The sequence below is a fragment of the Nocardia sp. NBC_00403 genome (genome assembly GCF_036046055.1).
In the GTDB taxonomy this organism is placed as follows: Bacteria; Actinomycetota; Actinomycetes; order Mycobacteriales; family Mycobacteriaceae; genus Nocardia.
Genome location: NZ_CP107939.1, coordinates 7027811 through 7041512, shown reverse-complemented (window position 1 = coordinate 7041512; position 13702 = coordinate 7027811). Strand labels below are relative to the sequence as shown.

Sequence of the window (13702 nt, the reverse complement as noted above, 5' to 3'; positions counted from 1 at the left end):
ACGGCGGCGGGTGCGACCTGGGCTTCCGTATGATTCGGCAGGGTTGAGACGGCCGATACCAGTGTTGCGGATGGTCCGGATGGGGCGTTTGCGGCTAGCCTGAGGTCATGGCAGGTAAGTCCCGCAGCTCCACGACCTCTCGTGCGCGGGCGGGATCGGCCCGGGGGAGGACCACCACGGCACGGTCCCGCTCGGCAACACCGCGCGGAGCCGCCACCCCGCGCGGCACCGCCCCCACTCCACGTCGCCGCGGCACGGCCACCCGCCGCCCGGCCCCTCGCAAGTCCGACACTGCGCCGCTCGCGGTGATCAGCCGTGGCATCACTAGCGGCTGGACCATGCTGGCGCGGGGTCTCGGCGCCACCACTCGCACGATCAGCCGGGCGGGCGAGATCGAACACGGCCATCGCCGCGACGGCATTGCCCTCGCCCTCATCGCGCTGAGCGCGGTGATCGCGGCGGCAGTCTGGCTGTCGGCGGGCGGCCCGGTCGGGCACTGGGTCGAGGAAGCCATCCGCGCGGTCTCCGGATCCGCTTCGGCCGGACTGCCTTTCGTGGCCACCGCTATCGCCATCGTGCTGATGCGCACCGAGGCGAAGCCGGAGATTCGGCCGCGTCTGGTGCTCGGCGGAATGCTGGCCGGGTTGCCCATCCTCGGCCTCTGGCATATCGCCGCCGGATCGCCTGCCGATGCGCACGGCCGCTCCCGCGCTGCGGGTTTCGTCGGTTTCGTGATGGGCGGCCCGCTCACCAACGGGCTCACCGCGTGGCTCTCGGTGCCGATTCTATTGCTGGCCAGCGTCTTCGGCGTGCTCCTGCTGACCGGCACCACCGTGCGCGAGGTGCCCGACCGGCTGCGGGATTACTTCGGCATCGGCACCGGTGGCGACGAATACGGTGAGTACGACGGCGACTACGACCCGGCCGAATACGACGCGGACGGCTTTCCACTGCATCGTGCCGGCGCGTCGACGCGACGCGGACGGACCCCGGTCGAGAACTATCCGCCCGATGAATTCGGTAATGCCGACGCGGTCACCGAAGTGCTCGGCGAGCCGCCGCTGCGCGACGCCAAACCGATTGCGGTCGAGCCGCCCGAGGAGCTGCCCAAACCGAAGAAGCGGCCGGCCAAGGTGGCCGATCAGACACCACCTCCGCCGAAGCAGATGGAACTGATCGCTGATCGCGAGATCGAGGGCGACTATGTGTTGCCGCCGCTCACCCTGCTGACCGACGGTGATCCGCCCAAGAAGCGCAGCGCCGCCAACGAATCGATGATCGAGGCGATCACCGAGGTGCTGGTGCAATTCAAGATCGACGCGGCGGTCACCGGATTCGTGCGTGGTCCGACGGTCACCCGCTACGAGGTCGAACTCGGGCCCGGCGTCAAGGTCGAAAAGATCACCGCGCTGACCCGCAATATCGCCTACGCCGTTGCGACGGAGAACGTTCGACTGCTCGCCCCCATCCCCGGCAAATCCGCCGTCGGCATCGAGGTCCCCAATGCCGACCGCGAACTGGTTCGCCTGGCCGATGTGCTCAAAGCACCCTCGACCCGAAATGACCACCACCCCTTGGTGATCGGGCTCGGCAAGAACATCGAAGGCGATTTCGTCTCGGCCAACCTCGCGAAGATGCCGCACCTGCTGGTGGCAGGCTCCACCGGTTCCGGTAAATCGAGCTTTGTGAACTCGATGCTGGTCTCGCTGCTCGGGCGGGCCACTCCCGACGAGGTCCGAATGATCCTCATCGACCCGAAAATGGTGGAACTCACCCCCTATGAGGGTATTCCGCACCTGATTACGCCCATCATCACCCAACCCAAGAAGGCCGCTGCCGCGCTGGCCTGGTTGGTGGAAGAGATGGAGCAGCGGTATCAGGACATGCAGGCCAACAAGGTTCGCCACATCGACGACTTCAACAAGAAGGTGAAGTCAGGTGCGATCACCGCGCCGCTGGGCAGCGAACGGGTCTACCGTCCTTATCCGTACATTCTCGCCATCGTCGATGAGCTCGCGGACTTGATGATGACCGCGCCGCGCGACGTCGAGGACGCGATCGTGCGGATCACCCAGAAGGCCCGCGCCGCAGGCATTCACCTGGTGCTTGCCACGCAGCGGCCGTCGGTGGACGTGGTGACCGGCCTGATCAAGACGAATGTGCCCTCCCGTCTCGCCTTTGCCACGTCTTCGCTCACCGACTCCCGAGTCATCCTCGACCAGCCCGGCGCGGAAAAGCTGATCGGCATGGGCGATGGCCTTTTCCTGCCGATGGGCGCGGGCAAGCCGACCCGGTTGCAGGGCGCTTTCATCAGCGACGAGGAAATCCATGCCGTCGTCGATTTCGCCAAGAACCAGGCAGAACCCGAATACCAGGAGGGTGTCACCGCCGCGAAGGCAGGCGAGAAGAAGGATGTCGACCCCGACATCGGCGACGACCTCGACGTCTTCATCCAGGCCGTAGAACTCGTGGTGACATCCCAATTCGGCTCCACCTCGATGCTGCAGCGCAAATTGCGCGTCGGCTTCGCGAAGGCAGGCCGGCTGATGGACCTGATGGAAACCCGTGGCGTGGTCGGCCCGAGCGAAGGCTCGAAGGCCCGCGACGTCCTCATCAAGCCCGACGAGTTGGATGGTCTGCTGTGGTCGATCCGTGGTGGCGGCGAGGTGCCCGACAGCACCGACGCGGAGTGAGACGGTAGTAGCTCATCGTGGAGTCGAACCACGCGATCGGGCCTTATGAGAGCCCGACGGCATCCTGCATGAGCCGTGTGGAGTGAATCAACAGCTGGAGTGCCAGGATTCGAACCTGAACCGACGGTTTCAGAGACCGCTGTGCAGCCGTTACACCGCACTCCATCAGTGCGCTCGGGAGGACTCGAACCTCCAGCCGCCGGCTTCGTATGCCGGTGCTCCATCCATTTGAGCTACGAGCGCGCTCACCCGCCTAGGCACGCGGATTGTTCCCTCGGCGAGATTCGAACTCGCACTGTCCGGCTTCTAGGGCCGGTGCCTCTACCCGTTGGGCTACGAGGGATCGGTTGTTCTCAATACTCTGGTCCGACAAATTCATCCAGCTCTGCACAGTGTCCCGGCGAGCCACGCAGATGTTTCTCGCGTTCATCTGATGTCGATATTCCGGTGCGGCGGTGCGTTTCAGTGCGAGAAGTGTCAGAGGTGAGCAGTGCGCCCGCAGACGCGTGAATGCGTGAGTTGTGCCTGCGGAAAGCATTCAGCTGGCCAGTAACTGTTCTGTGATCTCGAATCATCAGTTGCCTCCTCGAATTGTCAACTAGTGGAGAGACTTCCGCGATGTCTGCTAACCGGCTACGTAGAACGGCTCCGCGGTCCGGCAACCCGAGCCCGCGGGTGGAATCGAACCACCGACCTGCGCCTTCGGCAGGCGCCGCTCTGTCCACTGAGCCACGCGGGCGTGAAAACTACGTGGCAGCAGAAGGATTCGAACCTCCGGTGGCGTGATCGCACCTGATTTACAGTCAGGTCCCTTCGGCCGCTCGGGCATGCTGCCATGAAAAAAGGTCATTCCTCGGCGGGTGCCGCGGAATGACCCTGTTGCAGGTCTTCTCGAGATCGAGACCTCAGGGGCCGCTCACACGCATCGCGCGATCGCCGAATCGCATGGCCGAACGTAGGGCATAGGCAAGCCAGGCATTGTCTAGCAATCGCTGCCGTCGCTGCTGGGTTTGCCCGATCATCCGCCTGTGCCTTTCTGTGGTTCGTGGGTTCGTTGTCTCCGACGGTAGCACCGAGGCTCCCGGTGGGGAACTGATTTTTATTGTTCGGGCGTCGGCGCCGGACCTGAATGCGAGGGCGATCGGTACCGGTGGGCGATCGCGCTACCACCCGGCGCGCGGTACGGATGTTACGACACGCCTCGCGATTCGGGGGTTCTCCGCATCCACACCGCTACCGTTGACATCCGGCGGTTGCGGTACTTCACCTCGTCAGCGTGGTCGGTGGGAAGGGAAGCGATGAGCAAGGCCTTTGTTCGGTGGCGGGCGTTCGCGACGGTGGTTTTCGGCGCGAGTGCGCTAGTGGTGGGGATGTCTACGCCTGCATCGGCGATCGTCGGCGGTTATGTGGCGGCCGATGATCAATTTCCGTGGACGGTCAGCGTGCAGAAAGGTGGCGCGCACGCCTGCGGCGGTGCTGCGCTCAACAGTCGTACCGTGATCACCTCGGCGATGTGCGTTCGTGGCGTCCGGCCGGAGCAGTTGAAGCTGCGGTACGGCTCGCTGCGGCACGATTCCGGCGGCAGCGTGGTCGACATCGAGAAGATCGTGGTGCATCCCCGCTACGACGTGGTCAACCGCGAAAACGACATCGCCGTGCTGCACACCTCCGAGAACCTGTCGTTCGGGACGAACGCCGCAACGGTGTGTCTGCCAGAACCGGGGAGTGACCCCGGAGGCGGTGTGATCGCGCAGGCGTCGGGGTGGGGGGCGTTGCGCGAAGGTGGTGAGACGCCTTCGCAACTGATGGGCGTTGATCTGCCGACCGTCAGCCGTCAACAAGCTCAGGGCCAGTACGGGGTCACAGCGGTCACCGCCAACATGATCGCCGCCGGCCTCGACGCGGGTGGTAAATCGCCCGGTGCGGGCGACGAGGGCAGTCCCCTGGTCGCCCGCAGCAACGACAAGGCGACGCTCGTCGGCCTGTACTCCTGGGCCGGAGGTAACGCGCGCCCCGGCTACTCCGCCGTCTTCACCCGTGTCGGTGGCTATGTGGACAACTTCCTCGCCGACAACATGCTCGGCGCCGGTGACGGCTCGACCACGGACGAGCCCTGCGGGCAACCCGTCGTACCGTGATCCGACGTCCTGGTCACCGTTCGTGCGTCGCGCCGAGAACAGTCTCGGTCCCGGAGGTCTTGCGTGCTTGCAGTGTGTAGCTGAGCGGCAGTCGCTCCCGATGCTCGGTGAGCCGCCATTCGCCGTTCGGCTCGCAGGTCATCAGGCCGGGTAGCGCCTCCCACGGCACCGTGTCGTGCTCGACGAGCCCGGTGATCGTCATGCCCGCATCCAGCAGCGCGGTGATGATCTGCCCGAATCCGTGGTTCCATTCGTGCGTGGTGGTCTGGGTCAGCACGCCGTCGGTCGCCACGTAGGTGCCGCCATCGGAGAACACCATCGGCTCAGGTGTTTCGAAGTACGGATAGCCGATGACCAGTCGGTCGGTGTGATTTTCGTCCGTCGCCCACAGCATCGGGTGGCCTTCGCGCAGGAACAGCCGCCCACCGGGCCGGAGTAGGCCCGCGACGGTCTGGGCCCACCGATCCACGCTCGGCAACCAGCACAGTGCGCCGATCCCGGTGAACACCAGGTCGAAGCGCGCACCGCCCAGCACGGACACCGCGTCGTACACGTCCGACTCGACGAAATCGACTGTGGCTCCGGCTTTTCGGCAAGCGACCGGGCTTGTGTCAGGGACGCGGGCGAGAAGTCGAGTCCGGTCATTGTGGCGCCGAGTCGCGACAGCGAAATCGTGTCGGTGCCGATGTGGCATTGCAGGTGGACCCCGCGCAGCCCGCGGATGTCGCCGAGCAGCGGCAGATCGAATCGCACCACCTCGCTGAGGAAGTCCGGTTCCGACGGGAAACGGTCCACGGCGTAGTCGCGCGCGGCGGCGTGCAGCGGTGCCCGTTCGTCCCAGTTCGCCTTGTTGAGGACTCGATAGTCGTCGACCACGTCGTCACTGTGGCATGGAGGGGTGCGTGCACGCATGTGAAATTATTGACAGCAACCACCCCGCAAGCCGGCAAGAACGGACAAATCGGGCATGCTTGATGTCATGATCAATCACCAGGACGCCGCATGCACGTAACCGCTCTCGAGTGGGTGATCACGATCCTCGTGATCCTCGGGCTGTTCGTCTTCGACTTCTTCGCACATGTCCGTACGCCGCACGATCCGACGTTCAAGGAATCCGGGACCTGGTCGGCGGTGTACATCGGACTGGCGCTGGCGTTCGGTGGCTTCGTCGCCTGGCAGTGGGGTTCTACCTTCGCGGGGGAGTACTACGCCGGTTTCGTCACCGAGAAAGCGCTCTCGGTGGACAATCTGTTCATTTTCGTCATCATCATGGCGACATTCGCGGTGCCGAGGATCTACCAGCAGAAGGTGCTGTTGATCGGCATCGTGCTCGCGCTGGTCATGCGGGGCATTTTCATTGCCGTCGGCGCGGCGGCGATCAGCGCGTTCAGCTGGGTGTTCTACCTGTTCGGGCTATTTCTCGTGTACACCGCCGTCAAGCTGCTGCGCGAGAGCGGCCACGAGGTCGAGCACGAGGAGAAACGCGACAGCAGGATCGTCGCGTTGGCCAAGCGGGTGCTGCCGACCACCGACAGTTACGACGGCGACAAGCTGGTCACCCGGATCGATGGCCGCCGCGTGGTCACGCCACTGCTACTGGCACTGCTCGCGATCGGCTTCGCAGACCTGCTGTTCGCGCTGGATTCGATTCCGGCGATCTACGGCCTCACCGCGGAGCCCTACATCGTGTTCACCGCGAACGCGTTCGCACTCATGGGTTTACGTCAGCTGTACTTCTTGATCGGCGGATTGCTCGATCGCTTGGTCTACCTGTCCTACGGGCTCTCGGCGATCCTGGCGTTCATCGGCGTCAAGCTGGTGCTGCATGCGCTACACGAGAACACGCTGCCGTTCATCAACGGTGGCCGGCACGTGAGTGTCCCGGAAATATCGACGCCGGCGTCGCTGGGGGTCATCCTCGGCATCCTGATCGTGGCGACGGTCGCCAGCCTGATCAAGACCCGCGGTGCGGCGGCATCGCGACCGGTCGATATCTCGGACGAATGAGCCACACCCGTTGGCGTCATCGCGACAGCTGACGCCAACGGTCGCGGCCGGCGGAGCCGGGCTTGCCGCGGGATCCGATCAGACGGCGAATGCGCCCATCACCGGCACCCATTCGACGGCGCGGACCGCGTCGATCAGTTTCTCCCGCGCGAACGGATCATCGGCCAGCAGATCCGTGAGCGCGGTCTCGTCGTCGGCGCGGAACAGCAGCAAGGCGCCCGAGCCGTCCGGGTACGGCCCGCTGCTGAGCAGGGTGCCCGCCTCGACCAGACCGGACAACCAGGCCCGATGCTCGGGGCGATAGGTGTCGCGGCCAGGGACGGTGGCCTCGGAATAGGTGTAGTGAACGGCGAAGATCGGCACGAGGATCGCTTCCTGTCAGAGGTTCAGCAGCATTCGGGTATTGCCCAGAGTGTTGGGTTTCACATAGCTGAGATCGAGGAACTCGGCCACACCGGTGTCGTAAGAGCGGCACATCTCGGCATACACCTCGGCGGTCACCGGGGTGCCCTCGATTTCGACGAAGCCGTGGCCTGCGAAGAAGTCCACCTCGAAGGTGAGCACGAACAGGCGCCCGAGCTCCAACTCCCTGGCCACCGCGACGAGGCGCTGCACTATGAGCTTGCCGACCCCGTGCCCCTTGACATCGGGGTGCACAGCGACGGTGCGCACCTCGCCGAGGTCTGCCCACAGCACGTGCAACGCGCCGCAGCCGACCACCCGGCCGTCGAGCTCGGCAACCCAGAATTCCTGGACCGCCTCGTACAGGGTGACCAGGTTCTTTTCCAGCAGGATCCGACCGGCATAGACATCGACGAGGCCCTTGATCTCGGGTACATCGGACGTTCGGGCGCGGCGCACGAGCAGGGCAGAGTCGCGCGCGGCGGGTGCCACGCCGGAATGCGCGTCGCTGGTCGAACCACCTACTGGTCCCCGAGAGGTCATGGGGTGCACAGTAGTCGGCCCGGTTACCGATAGTCTGAAGGTGTGCCGCACATCCGATCGCTCCGCTCACCGCATCGCGCCGAGCAGCGCGACCGGATGGAGAGGCGGCCATGAGGCCGCCCACCGAGGCGGAGGCATGAGCGTGCAGCCCGACGAGATCGACCGCCAGTGGACCGAGCCCGCTCCGATCCATTCCGGGTTCGTGCCGACGCAGGCCGAGCCTGCCGTTCCGCTGATGAATATCGCGAATGTGCTGACCATGATGCGGATCGCACTGGTGCCACTTTTCGTGCTCGCGCTGTTCGCGGCCGGCGGGCATCAGACCGGTTGGCGGATCGCGGCGGCGGCGCTGTTCGGCCTTGCCGCGATCACCGATCGCTTCGACGGGCAATTGGCCCGCAAATATGGGTTGGTCACCGATTTCGGCAAGCTCGCCGACCCGATCGCGGACAAGGCGCTCATCGGGTCCGCAGTGATCGGCCTTTCCGTTCTCGGCGATCTGGCGTGGTGGATCACCCTCGTGATCTGCGGCCGTGAGATCGGGGTCACCCTGTTGCGGTTGGCTGTGGTGCGCCGCGGCGTGATCCCGGCAGGTCGCGGCGGCAAACTCAAAACCCTCATGCAATCCGTCGCGATCGCGGTGCTGCTGTTGCCGTTGGCAGGCGGATTCGCCACCGCGGGGATGGCTTTGATGTACGTGGCGGTCGCGCTGACGGTCCTCACCGGCCTCGATTACGTCGGGCAGGCCGCCAGGGTGTGGTTCGCGGGCACACCGGGACGGACTCGCGGGGCATGACGGATCCGCTGATCGCCGACGTGCCCGTCGCCGACCTGGTGCACGCACTCGGCGCGGCCGAACAGACCGTGGCTACGGCGGAATCCCTGACAGCGGGCCTGCTCGCGGCGACTATCGCCGGCGTGCCCGGCGCAAGCATGGTGCTGCGCGGGGGATTGGTGGTGTACGCCACTGATCTCAAACACAGTCTCGCGGGCGTCAGCGACGAAGTACTGGCAACGGAGGGTCCGGTGGCCGCGAGCACCGCTGAGCAGATGGCTGTCGGCGCTCGGATCCGATGTGGCGCGGACTGGGGCGTCGGGCTGACCGGTGTCGCAGGACCGGATGCTCAGGACGGGCATCCCGTCGGCACTGTCTTCCTCGGACTGGCTGGTCCAGGGCATACCGAGGTCGTCCGGTTGAAACTCCTCGGTGACCGGTGGACTATCAGGATTGGCGCAACGCACATGGCCATCCGGGAGTTACTGCGATACGTGACGGCCGGAGAAACCTCGGTTTCGGCGTAGTGAGCGCGAGGCGAATCGAAGTTCGCTCCGCGGGAACCAACCGGACCGTGTCCGACGTTGTGCCAGAAAGAACGGCATGCGCAGTGCTTGTAGGTGCCGCGCGTGGCCCGCTGTCAGTGAGCGAAGGAGAACGAGATGACGCTGCTGCGAGAGGCGATCGGCGACAGTCTGCGGCGTGCTCGTCTCGCCCAGAGTCGGACCTTGCGTGAGGTGTCCACCTCGGCGCGGGTGAGCCTGGGCTACCTGTCCGAGGTCGAGCGCGGCCGCAAGGAGGCATCCAGCGAACTGCTTGCCGCCATCTGCGCCGCCCTGGATGTGCCACTGTCGCGGGTGCTATGGGATGTGAGCACGATCATGGCAGGGTCCGACGGACTTCCCGCCCGCGAGTCCGCCGCCACCCCCGCGGCCGAAGCGGAGCAGACGGCCGCCGCCGAGCCCGCCGAGACCGGCGCCGAGCCCGCGTTGGAGCCCGCCACGGCCACGATGTCGGTGGCCGGTGCCGCAACGAAGGTCCGCCCGCCGCACATCGCGGAGGACACCCGGATCGTCATTCCGGCGCCGAAATCCGACATGCTGATCCTGGTGAAGAGCAATTGACGCAGAACGAGTGGTGGCAGCCCCAGGCAACGCTGCGGACCGGTGCCGGGAACGGATAGATTCTCCGTAGGCGTCGGAAAGGCCGGGTTCTCCCGGTCAGGTGCCCACATGGTGGAGGATAGGCACATATCGGGTGCGTGACGGTCGCGCACTAGAGTCGCGGTAAAGCGCGGCGCATCAGATGGAGGCGGGATCAATCGATGGCTAATCCGTTCGTGAAGGGCTGGAAATACCTGATGGCCCTCTTCGATTCGAAGATCGAGGAGCATGCGGATCCGAAGGTCCAGATTCAGCAGGCCATCGAGGAAGCCCAGCGCCAGCATCAGGCCCTGTCGCAGCAGGCCGCGTCGGTCATCGGCAATCAGCGTCAGCTGGAGATGAAGCTCAACCGCCAGCTCGACGAGGTCGAGAAGCTCAACGCCAATGCGCGCCAGGCTGTCCTGCTCGCCGACCAGGCCGCGGCCGCCAACGACACCGAGAAGGCGATCCAGTACACCAACGCGGCCGAGGCCTTCGCCGCGCAGCTGGTCACCGCAGAGCAGTCCGTCGAGGACCTCAAGGTGCTGCACGACCAGTCCCTGCAGGCGGCCGCGCAGGCCAAGAAGGCCGTCGAGCAGAACGCGATGATGTTGCAGCAGAAGGTCGCCGAGCGCACCAAGCTGCTCAGCCAGCTCGAGCAGGCCAAGATGCAGGAGCAGGTCTCCGCCTCGCTGCAGCAGATGGACTCCACGCTGTCCGCGCCGGGCTCCACCCCCAGCCTGGACGCGGTGCGCGACAAGATCGAGCGCCGCTACGCCAACGCGCTCGGTTCCGCGGAGCTCGCGCAGAACTCGGTGCAGGGCCGGATGCTCGAGGTGCAGCAGGCCAGCATTCAGATGGCAGGACACAGCAAGCTCGAGCAGATCCGCGCATCCATGCGTGGCGATGCACTGCCCACGGGTGGCGCAGGCACGCCCGCCATCACCCCGGCACAGACCCAGGCCAATCCGGCGCAGCCGCAGATGAACAAGGGCCAGACCGCGCAGCAGTAGCTACCGGCGACTGCTGCCGGTCGCTGGAACTACGCTGCCGGAGGTTCGGCGAGGACTGGTTCGGTGAAGGCTTGTTCGGTGCACGCGCTCTCGGCGGAGCGCAACACTCGGGTGCCGCTCGGGCCTTGTATCGACCGGCCCGAACCACCGGTGGGAGGGAAACCGTGAGCCGCAAGCGAATCCGGGAACAGTCGGTCCGGGCGGAAGCGGGTGTCGTGCGGTCGGGACGTCGCGCTGTGGTGCGCGCACAATCCGCGATCGTGCCGCAGCCGGGAAGTCTTCCCGACAATCTGCGCGAGGTCGGCCAGCACGCGTTGGTCGCGGTCCGCCGCTGGGCGGATCCGAGGGAACGGGAGCTGCGTAAGCGGCGCAGGGCCCGCCGTCGCAGCTTCCAGCTCGGTACGGTGTCCGGCCTCACCACCGCGGGCACGGTCGGGCTCGTCATCATCGCTGCGCCGGCCTGGGCGGTCGTTGTCGTCGGCGGGGGAGCCGTCGCCCTGGTGACCGGGACCGCGCTGAGTGCGCGTCGCTATCTGCGACTGCGCAATGCGCCGCTGCCACAGGCGACATTCGTCGCGCCCAAGCAGCCGCCGTTGTGGTCGGCCACGCGGGCACCGATCACCAGGTTGATTCGTGCGGAGCGAGCCATGCACGGATTGGTCGGGCAGATCGCGCGCTCGAAGCGGCTGCCCGACGATGAACTGGTCGACATGCTGGAGACCGCGGGATCGGGTGCTGCCGCCTTGCATGCGCTCGCCGCCGATGTGACCGCGATGGAGCGCGCCATCAGCACGATGGGCGGAACGAATTCCGATGCGGCAGATGCACTTTCGGGAAACGTGCAGTTCGCGCTCAGTCGCCTCGATGCGGGCGTCGTGGAATACGAGCAGGTGGTCGCTGCCGCCGGGCGCATTCTCGCGGTGCCGGAAACTGTGGTGCTCCGGCACGATTTCGACGTGATCGTCTCCGATCTGCGTCATGCCGCCGACCGTCTCGACGGCTGGGCGCAGGCGCTCACCGAGGTCGCCGACCACCAGGTCGGCGCTCAACTGCCGCCGCAGGGACTGTAGCGCCGCTCGACTGCCTGCGCGGTTTCGGCCTCGGTCTTCGTGGTGATAGACCCCTCGATCCGAAGGCGCAGACGGTGAGTCGCGGGTCAGGGTGAACCCTGATCTTCACCCGGATGTCGGTGCTGACCTGGTGATTTATTGGCGTCGGGCTGCCAGGATTGAGGAGTCGGGTCGTCAGAACGGCGATGCGCATGAGACTTGTTGGAGGCTGGCAATGTTGTGGAAGATCATCGGTGTCGTCGCGGTCGTCTGGATCGCGCTGGCGATTATCGGCGCACTCATCAAGGGACTGTTTCCGATCCTGGTGATCAGCGCCGTGGTGTTCGGCCTGTATCTGCTGTACAAGGCGGTATCGGGCTCGGATAAGTCCGTCACCAAGCTGTAGTTCGGGCCGCTGTGCCGTCGTGGGGTCGGCGCAGGAGTGGTCGCGAGTGGATGTAGCGCGGCGCAGGCCGGTGCGCCGGGAACTCGGAGCGGTGCGGCCGGTTCGGTAATTAGAGTGCTTGAATGTGTGCTGTGGAACAGGTTCCGGAGGACTGGCAGCGCGGGCTGGTGATCGTCGCCCACCCCGATGACATCGAATACGGAGCGGCTGCGGCTGTGGCGCGCTGGACCGGGCAGGGGAAGGACATCAGGTACGTTCTGGTGACCTCGGGTGAAGCCGGGATGGCAGGTATCCCGCCTGCCGAGGCCGGTCCACTGCGCGAGGCCGAAGAGATTGCCTCGGCCAAGGTTGTCGGAGTTCACGAGGTCGAGTTCCTCGGTCACCCCGATGGTCGGGTGGAGGAAAATCTGGCCTTGCGCAGGGACCTGGCGGCCGCGATCCGGCGTCATCGGCCGGAGTTGGTGGTGTTGTTCAACTTCGGGGACGCCTGGGCTCCCGGCTATGCCAACAGCGCCGACCACCGAGCGGTCGGCCGCGCGGGCCTGGACGCAATTTCCGACGCGGGCAACGAGTGGATCTTTCCTGAACTTTCCGACCTCGCGCCGTGGTCACCACGGTGGGCGGCGGTAGTCGGGCCGACCGCTACCCATGCCGTCGACGTCACCGACACCCTCGACCAGGCCGCGGCCTCGCTCGCCGAGCATCGCCGCTACCTGGAGATCCTCAGCCCCCAACCGGTCGCCGACCAGGTTCGCGCCGTCATCGAGATGGCGACCGGTCCGAAGGAAGGCTTCCCGGCCGCTCACGCTGTCGGCTTCGAGCTCTATTACTTCCGCGGCTGACATTCGATCCGGCTTGCGCCGGTGATTCTAGGTGCGACAGTGCCGAGCCGGCCGCCCCGCCGTGGCTGTCCGAGTCGGCCGCAGCCTGCGATTCGGTCGTCAGCTTGCGGCGGCGACTCGTTCGATGACGGCGCGCCACGACTCCAAGCGCGCCACCGCGAACCCGACGACCTTGCCTGCGTCATCGGCGCGGCGCAGGGCGATCGCGGCAGTGAAATCCGGGTCCGCCTGGAACTCCGCGATTTCCCTCTCGTCCATGGGCCCGCCCTGGGCGACCAGTGTGCGCTGGCTGGACGGTGACAACCCGTCTGCGTGCGCGGCGTCGGTCGCGGCCAGATATCGCTTGGCGACAACGTGGAGTTCCACCAGCCGGGCGACCCGGTTGCCGAGCAGCGGGCGCACTGCCTGTGCGCCGTGCCTGCCGTGTCCTGCATCGTCGCCGGGAACGAGTAGGTGGCCGATGTCGTGCAGCAGGCCCGCTAGTTGTAGTTGCTCATCGGCCGGATAGGCGCTGCGCAGTAGTTCCGCGCATTGCAGGTCGTGATCGAGAATGTCGACCGGGTCGCCGTTGCGGTCCGGCGAGTCCCAGACGTCGTGACAGCCGGTCAGCAAGCTCATCAATTCGTCGACGGTGGAGATGGGCACCTGCATCCTCCAATACGGCCTCAATGGTCTAGACCATCATCGCAGGC

Annotated in this window: 14 protein-coding genes and 5 tRNA genes; 10 read left to right on the top strand and 9 right to left on the bottom strand. The window is 65.9% G+C overall.

Translation table 11 applies throughout. The features are described 5' to 3' along the window. Positions 1 to 107 precede the first annotated feature (107 nt). On the top strand, positions 108 to 2693 hold the full coding sequence (locus OHQ90_RS31565) for an FtsK/SpoIIIE family DNA translocase (protein WP_328403717.1): 2586 nt from the start codon (positions 108 to 110) through the stop codon (positions 2691 to 2693). A gap of 94 nt (positions 2694 to 2787) precedes the next feature. On the opposite strand, the gene OHQ90_RS31560 is transcribed toward OHQ90_RS31565, so the two are convergent. The 5 genes from OHQ90_RS31560 to OHQ90_RS31540 form a co-directional block, all read right to left on the bottom strand. Further along, positions 2788 to 2858 (bottom strand) — tRNA-Gln (locus OHQ90_RS31560). Between the two features lie 4 nt (positions 2859 to 2862). After that, a tRNA-Arg gene (locus OHQ90_RS31555) sits at positions 2863 to 2936 on the bottom strand. Positions 2937 to 2962: 26 nt separating this feature from the next. Beyond that, positions 2963 to 3036: transfer RNA gene (locus tag OHQ90_RS31550), tRNA-Leu, on the bottom strand. Positions 3037 to 3359: 323 nt separating this feature from the next. Then, positions 3360 to 3432, bottom strand: a tRNA-Arg gene (locus OHQ90_RS31545). Positions 3433 to 3444: 12 nt separating this feature from the next. Next, positions 3445 to 3528 (bottom strand) — tRNA-Tyr (locus OHQ90_RS31540). A gap of 463 nt (positions 3529 to 3991) precedes the next feature. On the opposite strand from OHQ90_RS31540, the gene OHQ90_RS31535 reads away from it, so the two are divergent. After that, positions 3992 to 4831, top strand: a complete 840-nt coding sequence (locus tag OHQ90_RS31535; protein WP_328403715.1) for a serine protease — start codon at positions 3992 to 3994, stop codon at positions 4829 to 4831. A gap of 13 nt (positions 4832 to 4844) precedes the next feature. Here OHQ90_RS31535 and OHQ90_RS31530 read toward each other — a convergent pair whose 3' ends face one another. Then, entirely contained in the window at positions 4845 to 5384 is a 540-nt protein-coding gene (locus OHQ90_RS31530) for a hypothetical protein (RefSeq protein WP_328403713.1), read from the bottom strand. Positions 5385 to 5833: 449 nt separating this feature from the next. Between OHQ90_RS31530 and OHQ90_RS31525 the strand changes: the two genes are divergently transcribed. Further along, positions 5834 to 6838 carry a TerC family protein gene (locus OHQ90_RS31525; RefSeq protein ID WP_328403711.1) on the top strand — a complete coding sequence of 335 codons (1005 nt, stop codon included), beginning with the start codon at positions 5834 to 5836 and terminating at the stop codon, positions 6836 to 6838. A 78-nt stretch (positions 6839 to 6916) separates the two neighbouring features. Here OHQ90_RS31525 and OHQ90_RS31520 read toward each other — a convergent pair whose 3' ends face one another. Next, complete coding sequence (locus OHQ90_RS31520) at positions 6917 to 7201, bottom strand: YciI family protein (protein ID WP_328403709.1); 285 nt, start codon at positions 7199 to 7201, stop codon at positions 6917 to 6919. 15 nt (positions 7202 to 7216) lie between these two features. Beyond that, complete coding sequence (locus tag OHQ90_RS31515) at positions 7217 to 7783, bottom strand: amino-acid N-acetyltransferase (protein ID WP_328403707.1); 567 nt, start codon at positions 7781 to 7783, stop codon at positions 7217 to 7219. A gap of 136 nt (positions 7784 to 7919) precedes the next feature. Here OHQ90_RS31515 and pgsA point away from each other — a divergent pair, with 136 nt between their 5' ends. From pgsA to OHQ90_RS31480, 7 genes are all read left to right on the top strand, one after another. Beyond that, a complete protein-coding gene (gene pgsA / locus OHQ90_RS31510) occupies positions 7920 to 8579 on the top strand; it encodes a CDP-diacylglycerol--glycerol-3-phosphate 3-phosphatidyltransferase (RefSeq protein WP_328403705.1) in 660 nt (219 codons plus the stop codon). Continuing rightward, positions 8576 to 9085 (top strand): CinA family protein, encoded by a 510-nt coding sequence (locus OHQ90_RS31505; protein WP_328403703.1) that lies wholly within the window; start codon positions 8576 to 8578, stop codon positions 9083 to 9085. The genes pgsA and OHQ90_RS31505 overlap by 4 nt, the downstream gene beginning before the upstream one ends. 135 nt (positions 9086 to 9220) lie before the next feature. After that, entirely contained in the window at positions 9221 to 9682 is a 462-nt protein-coding gene (locus tag OHQ90_RS31500) for a helix-turn-helix domain-containing protein (protein WP_328403701.1), read from the top strand. A 200-nt stretch (positions 9683 to 9882) separates the two neighbouring features. Continuing rightward, positions 9883 to 10713, top strand: coding sequence for a PspA/IM30 family protein (locus tag OHQ90_RS31495; protein WP_328403699.1), 831 nt, complete (start codon positions 9883 to 9885; stop codon positions 10711 to 10713). Between the two features lie 164 nt (positions 10714 to 10877). After that, on the top strand, positions 10878 to 11783 hold the full coding sequence (gene pspM, locus OHQ90_RS31490) for a phage shock envelope stress response protein PspM (protein ID WP_328403697.1): 906 nt from the start codon (positions 10878 to 10880) through the stop codon (positions 11781 to 11783). Positions 11784 to 11997: 214 nt separating this feature from the next. Then, positions 11998 to 12168 carry a hypothetical protein gene (locus OHQ90_RS31485; protein WP_328403695.1) on the top strand — a complete coding sequence of 57 codons (171 nt, stop codon included), beginning with the start codon at positions 11998 to 12000 and terminating at the stop codon, positions 12166 to 12168. A gap of 131 nt (positions 12169 to 12299) precedes the next feature. Then, positions 12300 to 13010: a PIG-L deacetylase family protein gene (locus OHQ90_RS31480; RefSeq protein WP_328413225.1), complete on the top strand. Its 711-nt coding sequence runs from the start codon at positions 12300 to 12302 to the stop codon at positions 13008 to 13010. A 99-nt stretch (positions 13011 to 13109) separates the two neighbouring features. On the opposite strand, the gene OHQ90_RS31475 is transcribed toward OHQ90_RS31480, so the two are convergent. Continuing rightward, a complete protein-coding gene (locus tag OHQ90_RS31475) occupies positions 13110 to 13655 on the bottom strand; it encodes an HD domain-containing protein (protein ID WP_442941220.1) in 546 nt (181 codons plus the stop codon). Positions 13656 to 13702 lie beyond the last annotated feature (47 nt).

Coding starts and splice junctions, on each gene's coding strand:
- OHQ90_RS31565 (WP_328403717.1), top strand. CDS start 108: ATGGCAGGTAAGTCCCGCAGCTCCACGACCTCTCGTGCGCGGGCGGGA.
- OHQ90_RS31535 (WP_328403715.1), top strand. CDS start 3,992: ATGAGCAAGGCCTTTGTTCGGTGGCGGGCGTTCGCGACGGTGGTTTTC.
- OHQ90_RS31525 (WP_328403711.1), top strand. CDS start 5,834: ATGCACGTAACCGCTCTCGAGTGGGTGATCACGATCCTCGTGATCCTC.
- OHQ90_RS31515 (WP_328403707.1), bottom strand. CDS start 7,783: ATGACCTCTCGGGGACCAGTAGGTGGTTCGACCAGCGACGCGCATTCC.
- pgsA (WP_328403705.1), top strand. CDS start 7,920: ATGAGCGTGCAGCCCGACGAGATCGACCGCCAGTGGACCGAGCCCGCT.
- OHQ90_RS31505 (WP_328403703.1), top strand. CDS start 8,576: ATGACGGATCCGCTGATCGCCGACGTGCCCGTCGCCGACCTGGTGCAC.
- OHQ90_RS31500 (WP_328403701.1), top strand. CDS start 9,221: ATGACGCTGCTGCGAGAGGCGATCGGCGACAGTCTGCGGCGTGCTCGT.
- OHQ90_RS31495 (WP_328403699.1), top strand. CDS start 9,883: ATGGCTAATCCGTTCGTGAAGGGCTGGAAATACCTGATGGCCCTCTTC.
- OHQ90_RS31485 (WP_328403695.1), top strand. CDS start 11,998: ATGTTGTGGAAGATCATCGGTGTCGTCGCGGTCGTCTGGATCGCGCTG.